This is a genomic window from Flavobacterium ustbae (genome assembly GCF_003946915.1).
Taxonomy (GTDB): domain Bacteria; phylum Bacteroidota; class Bacteroidia; order Flavobacteriales; family Flavobacteriaceae; genus Flavobacterium; species Flavobacterium ustbae.
On the sequence record NZ_RPOC01000007.1, the window covers coordinates 241,483 to 252,839 of the forward strand.

The window sequence follows — 11,357 nt, forward strand, 5'->3', positions numbered from 1 at the left end:
TTCAAATACGTACTCAAAAATATATATTTAAATATGAAGAATGTCAATTTTGTTTCTTTAACACTGGGTTTTGCATCGCTGATGACAGCTTGCAAGCCCGGAATTATCGCCCAGAAAAACAACACAGCGGTATCTACAGAAAAACTGTTGGAAACACGTTACAAAATGCTGCTCGATTATCCTGTCGATTCTATGTCGATGCCGAGAAGTATGAATCTTAAAACTAATGAAATTCGTAAAGTTCCTTCAAAAGACTGGACCAGCGGATTCTTCGCAGGAAATCTTTGGCAATTGTACCGATTAACAGGTGATTCCCGATACAAAGAACAAGCTCAAAAATGGACGCCTTTCAGCAAAAAAGAAAGTGTCAATAGTAATTCGCATGATGTAGGTTTTAAAGTGTTTTGCAGTTTTGGAGAAGCGCTAAAAGTGGAAAACAAAAAAGAATACGAAGCAGTAATTATTAAAGGCGCAGAAACTTTATGCACAAGGTTTAATCCAAAAGTGGGCTCCATTCGTTCGTGGGATTTCAACAAAGAAATTTGGGATTATCCCGTAATCATTGATAATATGATGAATCTGGAACTACTTTTTGAAGCATCCAAAATATCTGGAAATCCAAAATACCGTGACGTTGCTATAAAACATGCTAATACTACTTTAAAAAACCAATTTAGAGACGACAATTCCTGTTATCATGTTATCGATTATAATCCAACAACAGGCGCCGTAAGAAAAAAAACAACCCTTCAGGGCTATAATGACGATTCGGTTTGGGCACGCGGTCAAGCTTGGGCGGTTTACGGATTTACGATGTCGTACCGATATACCAAAGATTCTGCCTATTTAAATCAGGCTGAAGGAACAGCACATTTTTTTATGGCGCATAAAAATCTGCCAGAAGACGGTATTCCGTATTGGGATCTTAAAGATCCAGGTATTCCGAATTCGCCACGTGATGTTTCTGCTGCGATGGTTATGGCTTCGGCATTATACGAATTGTATACTTATACTCAAAATCAAAGTTATCTCGCTTTCGCGGATAAACTAATGGCATCGGTACAATCTGATAAATATATTTTGAGTACAGCGATCAATGCCCCTTTCCTACTCGATCACAGCACTGGAAACTGGCCCAAACACGACGAAATTGACGAACCGATAATTTATGCAGATTATTACTTTTTGGAAGCACTTCTTCGAAAAAGGTCCTAAGGTACTAAGATGCTGAGGCGCTAAGATACTGAACAAAGTAAAATAGACTTTGAATCTTTAATCTTAACAAAATAAAACCTTAGCACCTTAGCACCTAAGTACCTCAGAACCTCAAAATAAGCTTTGTACCTATGAACCTTTGTACCAATAAAATAAAAAATACATTTTACATTTTCATTACCCTTGTTTTTGTTCAAATTTGTCTGAGCAGCAGTTTTGCTCAGACAAAAACAAACATTAACGACAATTGGCTGTATTTAGAAAATCATACTTCTAACCTCAGCGAAGTGCAAAAAGCTTCCAACTGGGTTGCTCTCAACTTACCGCACACTTGGAATGCCGAAGATGCAACGGATTTAAATCCCGGCTATAGACGCGATGCGAGCTGGTATCAAAAGAAACTCAATATTTCAAAAATCGATCAAAATCAGGTTTATTCACTTTATTTTGAAGGATCGAATGTTACCACAAATGTTTATGTAAACGGCAAAGAAGCTGGTTCTCATATTGGCGGTTATATTGGCTTTTCTATTGATATTACTAAATTTATTAAAGAAGGAAACAACGATGTTTTTGTCCGTGTCGATAATAGTTATGATATCGAAATTATTCCGTCTCAAAAAAGCGATTTCTTTATTTATGGGGGAATCACGCGCGATGTTTGGCTGGTTTCCAAGTACAAAAATCATATCGAAAATATAAAGATTACAACACCTGAAGTTTCTGCAAAAAAAGCTTCTGTTCAAATTGTTTCCTCAGTTGTAAATCCGAATCATTCAAAAGATTTATCGTTGACGGTAACTTTAAAAAATCCGAAAGGGAAAAAAGTGGCGAGCAAAACAATTACTGTTTCGGATAAAACTTCAACTATCATTTTCGAAAACATCAAAAATCCAGAACTTTGGGATACGGAAAAACCGAATTTATATAAACTAACTGCTTTTTTATCAGAAAAAAATCAAATTAGAGACAGCATTTCAGAAAAAGTTGGCTTTAGATGGTTTGAATTTAAAGATCATGGACCGTTTTTCCTTAACGGAAAACGTCTGTTAATTCGCGGAACACATCGTCATGAAGAACAAGCTGGGGTTGGTGCAGCGATGAGTAACGAACAGCATTGGACCGATATGAAATCGATCAAAGAAATGGGGGCAAATTTTGTTCGTTTAGCACATTATCCGCAAGATCCTGAAGTTTATAAAGCCTGTGATGAATTAGGATTACTGGTTTGGGATGAATTGCCGTGGTGTCGCGGCGGAATCGGAAATGAAGTCTGGAAAACTAATACCAAAAATATGCTGGCCGAAATCATCAATCAAAATTACAATCATCCGAGTATTATAATTTGGTCTTTAGGAAACGAAATGAACTGGCTTCCTGATTTTCCTGACGGAGACAATGCTGATAAAATGAATGTATTTTTAACGGAATTAAATGACATTTCGCATAAGTTAGATCCAACGAGAAAAACAGCGATTAGAAAGTATTATGAAGGTTCTCATATTGTAGATGTGTTCTCGCCTTCGATCTGGTCGGGATGGTATTCTGGAAGCTACAAAAACTATCAGAAAGCAATTGATGTTTACAAAAAAGAATACAAACATTTTATTCATGCTGAATATGGCGGGGATAGTCATGTGGGCCGTCACAGCGAAAATCCGGTAACGGGCGAAAATGTTATAAAAGCTGAAGGCTGGGAAGAAGCAATCGTTCAAACCAAAGTTGCTAACATTGCCCAAATTGGCGATTGGAGCGAAAATTACATTGTTGATTTGTTTGACTGGCATTTGCATATATCCGAGAATGATCTCAATTTTGTTGGAAATATTCAGTGGGCATTTAAGGATTTTGCAACGCCTTTACGACCAGAAGATGATATTCCGTACATGAATCAAAAAGGTCTGACTGACCGAAACGGAATTCCGAAAGATGCTTATTATGTTTTTAAAAGCTACTGGGCGACAGCGCCTTTCGCGTACATCGAATCGCATACGTGGACAGAACGCCAAGGACCTGAAAACACGCCGAGAACGATCAGCGTTTTCAGTAATTGCGAAAAAGTGACTTTATTCCATGACGGAAAATCATTGGGAGAAAAACAGCGAGATCTTTCCCTTTATCCTGCAAATGGTTTAACTTGGGATGTCAATTTCAATAAAGGTGAAAATGTTTTATTAGCCATCGGAAAAACAATAGAAGGCAAAACAGTTTCGGACACTTTAAAAGTGAATTATCGTTTCAATAAAAATGATACAGCGGTTTCATTACAATTGTCATCAGAAAAATTAAAAAACGGCAATTATTTAGTTACCGCAATTGCAATTGACAACAACAATTTACGCTGTCTTGATTACGAAGCGAGTGTATATTTTCAATGTTTAAAGGGAGGGAAAACATTGAAAAATCAAGGAACACCAACAGGAAGCGAATCCATCAGAATGGCAAACGGAAAAGCTTCGATTGAGGTAATTCCGGATGGTTCTGGAAATCCGATTGAAATGACCGCCTTGAACCAAAGTTTTAAAGGGGAATATTTGAGGATTTCTGTTCGATAGATGGTTCTGAGCTACTAAGGGGCTAAGGTTCTAAGTTTTTTTTTAAAAGCCTAGTTTGTTTTCCTGACAAAGGAAGGATCTCCGTTAGTACATCGACAAACTAAATCGTCAATCTTTGTAGAGTTTCTTGCGGAGATCCTTCCTTCGTCAGGATGAAAAAAATAAGAGAAAAAAACTTTGCGCCTTAGCGACTTTGCGAGAATCAAAAAACAAAAAACTTTGTGCCTTAGCGCCTTCGTGGCAAAACACAAATACAAAAAGCAAAAAAAATGAAAAAACTATTAACCGCATTATTCCTAACCTCTTCCGTTTTTGTGTCTGCACAAAATCTAATCTCAAACGTACCCAACCGAAATACCACTTCACTAAACGGAGTTTGGAATTATATTGTAGATCCCTATCAAACGGGATTTTACAGTTTTCATTTAGATCAATACGATAAAAGTGAAAAACCGGCAAAAGGAGCTTTTTTTACCAATTATCACGCTCAAAACAAACAAGAACTAGTAGAATATGATTTTGATAAATCGCCAACAATTACAATTCCGGGCGATTGGAATTCGCAGGTTCCGGAATTAAAATATTATGAAGGAAATGTATGGTTCAAAAAGTCGTTTGACTACAATTTAGCGCCTAAAAAACGTCTGTTTGTATATTTGGGAGCTATCAATTACAAAGCTGATGTTTATTTAAACGGAAAAAAACTTGGTACGCACCAAGGCGGTTTTACTCCGTTTAATTATGAAGTGACTTCGATTGTAAAGCAAAAAGATAACTATCTGGTTATTAAAGTCGATAATACGCGCCACAAAGAAGACGTTCCGACCGTAAATACTGATTGGTGGAATTATGGCGGTATCACACGCGATGTGACTTTAATTGAGGAAGATGCTTCTTTTATAGAAGATTATACTATTCAGCTTAAAAAAAGAAATGCTACGGTAATTTCAGGTTTTGTAAAAGTCAATAATCTAAATTCGACTCAAAATGCGGTTTCTATTTCGATTCCAGAATTGAAAATCAATTACAAAGGAAAAGTTGGCGCTGACGGAAATCTGAATTTTGAAATTCCTTCAAAGAAAATATCCTACTGGTCGCCAGAAAATCCAAAATTGTATGATGTTACGATTGATTTTAATGGGAAAAAACTAAACGATAAAATTGGTTTTAGAACTATCGAAACTAAAGAAGATAAAATCTTGCTTAACGGAAAACAGATTTTTTTACGTGGTATTTCTATTCATGAAGAAAATGCCAAAGGAGGCCGTGCTAATTCTGTTGAAGATGCTTTGCGTTTATTGAATTGGGCAAAAGAAATGGGTTGCAATTATGTTCGTTTGGCGCATTATCCGCATAACGAAAATATCATTCGCGAAGCTGATAAAATGGGAATCATGGTTTGGGAAGAAATTCCGGTGTATTGGACAGTTGAATTTACAAATAAAAACACGTACCAAAATGCCGAAGATCAGTTAACTGCTTCAATAATTAGAGATAAAAATAGAGCTAGTATCATTATCTGGTCAATGGCAAATGAAACGCCTATTTCTGATGCGAGAAATACTTTCATTAAAAATCTAGCATCACATACAAGATCATTAGACAATACCAGATTAATCAGTGCGGCTTTATTAACTAAAAATGAAACTATAGATGATCCAATTGGAGAAGTTTTAGATGTGGTGGCTTTCAATCAATATCTAGGTTGGTACGGTGGAAATCTGGAAGATGCTGAAAAAAAAGTCTGGAAATCTAAATACAACAAACCGATTATTGTTTCTGAGTTTGGAGGCGATGCAAAAGCCGGTTTTCACGGAGAAAAAAATGAACGCTGGACAGAGGAATATCAGGAATATCTATACATTCAGAATTTAAAAATGATCGAAAAAATTCCACATCTAAGTGGATTAAGCCCGTGGATTCTGGTTGATTTTAGATCACCTAAAAGATTGCTTCCAGGGATTCAGGATGGATATAATCGTAAAGGTTTAATTTCGAATGACGGAGAGAAAAAGAAAGCATTTTATATCATGCAGGATTGGTACGCAAAGAAGAAAAGCGAATATTAAACACAAAATTATCTGTAGAGGCGCAACGCAGTGCGTCTACACAACGGAGAATCACAATACGTTAGACGCACTGCTGTGCGTCTCTACAGTAAAAAATGACGAAAAAAGAAAATCTGTTATCAATTCATTAACAAAAAACCGACTTGAATTTATATGATTTTTCTTCATTATTAACTTACTTTGTGATAATCTAAAAAAATTGTAATCCTATGAAAAAATTATGTTTACTGGCAGTTACTTTGTTTGCTGCTTTTACAGTTCAGGCTCAGGATGTGGTAAAATTTGCTCCTCTTGACAATAGCCCAGTTGATATTTCTTATTTCCCGAACAAAGCGGTTAAATTCAAAAAAACAGATACTCCAAATCCGGTTGTAAAAGTTACTTATGCAAGACCTTCTGCAAAAGGAAGAACTATTTTTGGAGATGTTGTAAAGTTTGGCGAAATCTGGAGAGTTGGTGCTAACGAAAACACAGAAATTAAATTCTACAAAGACGTGACTATTGGTGGTAAAAAAGTTCCTGCTGGATACTATAGTTTATTTGCTATTCCAGAAAAAGATAAATGGACCATCATTATCAATAAAGAATTGGATTTATGGGGTGGTTATGCTTACGACGAGAAGAAAGATGTGGTAAGAGTTTCTGTTCCGGTTAAAAACGTTTCTGATGTAATCGAGGCTTTATCTATTGCTTTTACAACGCAAGGAAATGTAGCTAATTTGGTTATTGGATGGGATAAAACTACGGTTGAATTGCCAATTACAGTTAAGTAATTTTTAATGATAAATGCCACGAAGGCACAAAGTCGCAAAGTTTTTTTAAGCTTTGCGATTTTTTTTTAGCCGCGAATTCACGAATTATTGCTTTAATTAAAAAATATAACCACAAATTTCCACAAATTATTTTAAAAAGAAATTTGCGAAAATTTGTGTAATTTGTGGTTTTAACTTTTGCAGAGATTTTCGATTTAGCAGAAAAAAAAATTCGTGAATTCGTGGCTATTTTTTTTCAATTGAAATAATCCGTGGCTTTAAACCTTAACGGTTTCTATAATTTTATCCAAAGTAATTGGTAAATCGCGAACACGTTTTCCTGTTGCGTTGAAAACGGCATTAGCAATTGCAGGCGCCATTCCTACTAAAGCAGTTTCTCCCAAACCTTTTGTCCCCATTGGATTACTGATTGGATCTTTTTTATTGACGAAAAACACTTCCTGCTTTTCAATATCTGCATTTACGGGAACATGATAATCGGCAAAATTGTTATTGATCGGACGGCCGAAACGATGATCGATTTCAAGAGCTTCCATTAATCCCATTCCAATTCCGCCAACAGCTCCGCCGAACATTTGTCCCGCAGAGGTTTTCTGACTGATAACCGTTCCGATATCAGCGCAGGAAACCACATGTGCCAATCTTATTTTACCCAGATTCGGATTCACTAATACTTTTACAAAATGAACCGAAAAAGAGTAAATAGAATATTTCTTAGCTTCTTCTGCCGCTTTAGAAAGATTCTCTACTTCTAGGTTTTCCAATTTATTAGCGCTTAAAAGTGAAGTCAGAGCAATCGATTTTGATTTCTCTTTTTTAGAAGAAATCAACCCGTTTTCGAAAGTCAGATCCGTAATTGGAATTCCTTTAAAAGTCGCATTTGTTCCTGCTAATTCCAGTACTTTACTAACCAAAAGATTACAAGAATCATGCACCGCCGAACCTACAGAAGAAGTCGTTGCCGATCCTCCTTGCGTTGGTCCTTTTGGGAGTCCGCTTTTTCCCATTTCGATGATGACATTCTCAGATGGAATACCCGTAATTTCAGCTCCAATTGCTGTCATCATGGTTGCCGTTCCGGGTCCCATATCGTTTACGCTGCATTGCAATACTAAATCTCCATTGGCTAAAAATTTTGCTTTTACCGAAGTCGGACTTCTGTAACAGCCAAAAGTTCCTGTTCCCATTCCGTAACCTACCAACCAGTTACCTTCTTTTACAGAACCTGGTTCGTTTTTACGATTTTTCCAGCCAATTTTTTCCATTCCCGCTTCGTAGCATTCTAAAAGAAATTTACTGCTCCACGGTTTATTTTGTTCCAGATCTTTTTCGGCATAATTGCGTTTACGAAACTCAATCGGATCTAAATCTAATTTATAAGCCATTTCATCCATTGCAGATTCTAAGGCAAAAGAACCCGTTGCTTCTCCCGGCCCGCGCATCCAGATTGGCGTGCAAGTATCCAAAGGCACAATTCTATAACGAGTAGAAACGTTCGCACAATCATAAATAAAGCGTGACATGTTTACTGTTCCTTCCATAAAATCTTCGTAACTCGAGGTCATCGCCACAGCTTCGTGCGTTAATCCTGTTAGTTTTCCATCTTTAGTTGCACCTAATCCCATTTTCTGAATGGTGTACGGTCTAAAACCAACATTGGTAAACATCTGTTCGCGATGCAAAACCAGTTTTACTGGACGATTTAATTTTTTCGCACCAATTAAAGCCGCAATTTCATACGGCCACGTATGCAATCCCATTCCGAAAGCACCACCAATATATTCCGCATGCACCTCAACATCTTCAACAGGAACGCCAAAAACACCCGCAACACTTTTTCGTGTTCCTTCAACTCCCTGACTTTTGGTATATAAAATGGGTTTATTTCCGTCCCATTTCGCAATAATGTTCGCCAATTCCATTGGGTTATGAACTTCGGTTGGAATCGTATATTCTGTTTCCAATACAACCTCACCATTTTTATAGCCGTCATGTTCCCCGCGATGGTAATCATTTCCTTTATCGGTTTCGACTTTTTTCTCTTTATCTGCTGCTTTTTGAAGTTCAGTAGAATGTTCTTCTTTAAAATAATCTGCTTTAACTAAACTCGCTGCATAACGCATGCGTTCAAAAGAATCCGCAATTACCAAAGCAATCGGCTGATCGTAATACAAAACCGAATCATCCTTAAAAATCTGTAAAGGCTGACCGAAATTATGTTTGTCTTTTGCTTTTTGATATCCAGAAGGTTTGTCCACATTTAAATGCGTAATGACAGCCAAAACTCCCGGCGCCCATTCTGCTTTTTTAGTATCGATGGTTTTGATTCTTCCTTTTGCTATGGTACTCCCTACAAGGCAGGCATAAACAACTCCAGATGTTTTATATTCAGCCGAATACGTTGCAGAACCTGTTACTTTAGCAAATCCGTCAACTCTATTAATATTACTTGTTTTGCTCATAATTGAATTATTTTGATGCTGCTATTGTAAGTGCTTCCGTTACTGCATTTCCTCCAAGCGTCAATTTAAAATCATTGCCACCGTATCCTCTTGCGCCTTTCATAGACAGGTTTCCTGCTTGTTTAAAAACCTCTTCTGAAACTGTTTTTCCTTTTAGAAATTCTTCGGTTTCCGTTAATCGCCAAGGTTTATGTGCCACGCCGCCCATAGCGAGTCTCACATCTTTAATTTTATTATTTTTTATATCTAAAGCTACGGCAACTGAAACCAATGCAAAAGCATAACTTGTTCTGTCACGCACTTTTAGATAATGAACATTTTTGGTAAAATCATTATCTGGAATTTCTACCGAAGTAATCAGTTCTCTTTCATCCAGTTTATTGTCTTTTTCAGGAGTATTTCCTGGAAGACGATGAAAATCAGTAAAATTAATCTCTCGTTTCCCTTTTGGACCTTCCACTAAAACTTTCGCGTCAAGCGCCGCCAAAGCCACGCACATATCACTTGGATGAACGGCGATACAGCTATCGGATGCTCCAAAAATAGCGTGCATTCTATTTGAACCGCCAATAGCGCCACATCCGCTTTTAGGAACGCGTTTGTTACAAGGCATATCGCTGTTATAATAATACGAACAGCGTGTTTTTTGCAACATATTTCCTCCCACTGTTGCCATGTGGCGAATCTGTTGCGATGCACCTGCTGCCAAAGCCAAAGCTAACAGCGGATGTTTTTCTTTTATAGTAGCATCTTCGGCAACCTGACTGTTTTTTGCCAATGCACCGATTGAAACTTTACCTTTTAAAAACTCTATTTTCTTTAAATCCAGTCCGTTAATATCTACTAATTTGTCTGGTGCGACAATATTCTTCTTCATCAAATCGACCAAATTTGTTCCTCCTGCAATAAACATGGACGAATTGTCTTTGGCTTTTCCTGTTATTGCCGAAGAAGATGACAACGCTTTAATTATCTGAAAGTTTTTCATAATTCCTTCCCTCCTTCCTTCACTTCAGTTATAGCATCAACAATATTATGATAAGCACCGCAACGACAGATGTTTCCACTCATGTATTCGCTTATTTCTTCTCTGCTATTAGCATGACCTTCTTTGATACAGGCAATTCCCGACATGATTTGTCCCGGCGTGCAATACCCACACTGAAATCCATCGTGTTTGATAAAAGCTTCTTGCATCGGGTGCAGTTTTTTTCCTTTCGAAAGTCCTTCGATCGTAGTTACCTGAGCGTTTTGCTGCATCGATGCTAGAGAAAGACATGACAAAATTCGAGTTCCGTTTACGTGTACTGTACACGCACCACATTGCCCGTGGTCACAGCCTTTTTTGGTTCCTGTAAGCTGTAATTGTTCGCGAAGCAAATCAAGCAAAGTAGTTCTCGGCTCGATATTCAGATTGTGTTTTGTGCCATTTACTTCAATAGAAAGCGGTACGGTTTCTAAATACTCCGCTATTTTTTCGTCCCATTTCTTTTCTGAAGCCATTACCAATGAAGGCGGCGTCAGCGCCAAAGCGGTAAAAAGTCCTGATTTCTTGATAAAGTCACGTCGCGAGTTAGAATCCTCGGGTGTTACTTTATTCTGATTTGTTTTTTTAGAAGCCATTCAGTCTATTTGTTAAATTAGCCAATTCACTTTTGTCATTCTAACAAATTTAGCGATCTTCTGTAAGAAAAAATTATAAAATTCAAACATTACTCTTATTTAGAATAATTACAATTTCTTTTTTTTTTTTTGAACCATATAAGTGATATTAAGTTTAATTAAGAAAAAGAACTTGAAAATCTTATCTTACTTAAAAAAAATCGCGCAAAGTCGCAGAGACGCAAGTTTTTTAAACCATATAAGTGATATAAGTTTAATTAAGGAAAAGAACTTGAAAATCTTATCTTACTTAAAAAAAATCTCGCAAAGTCGCAGAAACGCAAAGTTTTTTTAAACCATATAAGTGATATAAGTTTAATTAAGGAAAAGAACTTGAAAATCTTATCTTACTTAAAAAAAACCTCGCAAAGTCGCAGAGGCGCAAAGTTTTTTAAACCACATAAGTGATATAAAAAACTTTGCGCCTCTTTTTCTGAGATTTATTATGAAAGTTTTTTTTTCTCGCAGATTTGGCAGATAAAGCAGATTATTGTTGCGTTAAAAGATTTCGCATATTTTAAAATATACTAAAGAAATCTGCTCCATCTGCAGAATCTGCGAGAAACAAAAATATCCCGTACTTAAACTTATATCACTTATATGGTTTAAAAAACTTTGCGC

The 11,357-nt window shown here is 36.7% G+C and carries 7 protein-coding genes; 4 read left to right on the forward strand and 3 right to left on the reverse strand.

Annotation, left to right across the window (positions count from 1 at the left end):
- Nucleotides 1-33: 33 nt before the first annotated feature.
- The 4 genes from EG814_RS11590 (at nucleotide 34) to EG814_RS11605 (ending at nucleotide 6,612) form a co-directional block, all read left to right on the forward strand.
- Complete coding sequence (locus EG814_RS11590) at nucleotides 34-1,215, forward strand: glycoside hydrolase family 88 protein (RefSeq protein WP_125722052.1); 1,182 nt, start codon at nucleotides 34-36, stop codon at nucleotides 1,213-1,215.
- A 131-nt stretch (nucleotides 1,216-1,346) separates the two neighbouring features.
- Nucleotides 1,347-3,770: a glycoside hydrolase family 2 protein gene (locus EG814_RS11595; protein ID WP_125722054.1), complete on the forward strand. Its 2,424-nt coding sequence runs from the start codon at nucleotides 1,347-1,349 to the stop codon at nucleotides 3,768-3,770.
- Nucleotides 3,771-4,039: 269 nt separating this feature from the next.
- Nucleotides 4,040-5,839 carry a glycoside hydrolase family 2 protein gene (locus EG814_RS11600; protein ID WP_125722056.1) on the forward strand — a complete coding sequence of 600 codons (1,800 nt, stop codon included), beginning with the start codon at nucleotides 4,040-4,042 and terminating at the stop codon, nucleotides 5,837-5,839.
- Between the two features lie 209 nt (nucleotides 5,840-6,048).
- Nucleotides 6,049-6,612 carry a DUF2911 domain-containing protein gene (locus EG814_RS11605; RefSeq protein ID WP_125722058.1) on the forward strand — a complete coding sequence of 188 codons (564 nt, stop codon included), beginning with the start codon at nucleotides 6,049-6,051 and terminating at the stop codon, nucleotides 6,610-6,612.
- A gap of 257 nt (nucleotides 6,613-6,869) precedes the next feature.
- Here the strand turns inward: EG814_RS11605 and EG814_RS11610 are convergent, their stop codons facing one another.
- Genes EG814_RS11610 through EG814_RS11620 form a run of 3 tightly spaced genes read right to left on the reverse strand, consistent with a single transcriptional unit; the run spans nucleotide 6,870 to nucleotide 10,697 of the window.
- Nucleotides 6,870-9,074, reverse strand: coding sequence for a xanthine dehydrogenase family protein molybdopterin-binding subunit (locus EG814_RS11610; protein WP_125722060.1), 2,205 nt, complete (start codon nucleotides 9,072-9,074; stop codon nucleotides 6,870-6,872).
- Nucleotides 9,075-9,081: 7 nt separating this feature from the next.
- The gene (locus EG814_RS11615; RefSeq protein WP_125722062.1) at nucleotides 9,082-10,062 is read right to left on the reverse strand and encodes an FAD binding domain-containing protein; all 981 of its coding nucleotides are present in this window, start codon (nucleotides 10,060-10,062) and stop codon (nucleotides 9,082-9,084) included.
- Nucleotides 10,059-10,697, reverse strand: coding sequence for a 2Fe-2S iron-sulfur cluster-binding protein (locus tag EG814_RS11620; protein WP_125722064.1), 639 nt, complete (start codon nucleotides 10,695-10,697; stop codon nucleotides 10,059-10,061). The genes EG814_RS11615 and EG814_RS11620 overlap by 4 nt, the downstream gene beginning before the upstream one ends.
- Nucleotides 10,698-11,357 lie beyond the last annotated feature (660 nt).

What these genes read in the sequence shown, in the direction of transcription:
- EG814_RS11590 (WP_125722052.1), top strand. Translation starts at nt 34, where the DNA reads ATGAAGAATGTCAATTTTGTTTCTTTAACACTGGGTTTTGCATCGCTG.
- EG814_RS11595 (WP_125722054.1), top strand. Translation starts at nt 1,347, where the DNA reads ATGAACCTTTGTACCAATAAAATAAAAAATACATTTTACATTTTCATT.
- EG814_RS11600 (WP_125722056.1), top strand. Translation starts at nt 4,040, where the DNA reads ATGAAAAAACTATTAACCGCATTATTCCTAACCTCTTCCGTTTTTGTG.
- EG814_RS11605 (WP_125722058.1), top strand. Translation starts at nt 6,049, where the DNA reads ATGAAAAAATTATGTTTACTGGCAGTTACTTTGTTTGCTGCTTTTACA.
- EG814_RS11610 (WP_125722060.1), bottom strand. Translation starts at nt 9,074, where the DNA reads ATGAGCAAAACAAGTAATATTAATAGAGTTGACGGATTTGCTAAAGTA.
- EG814_RS11615 (WP_125722062.1), bottom strand. Translation starts at nt 10,062, where the DNA reads ATGAAAAACTTTCAGATAATTAAAGCGTTGTCATCTTCTTCGGCAATA.
- EG814_RS11620 (WP_125722064.1), bottom strand. Translation starts at nt 10,697, where the DNA reads ATGGCTTCTAAAAAAACAAATCAGAATAAAGTAACACCCGAGGATTCT.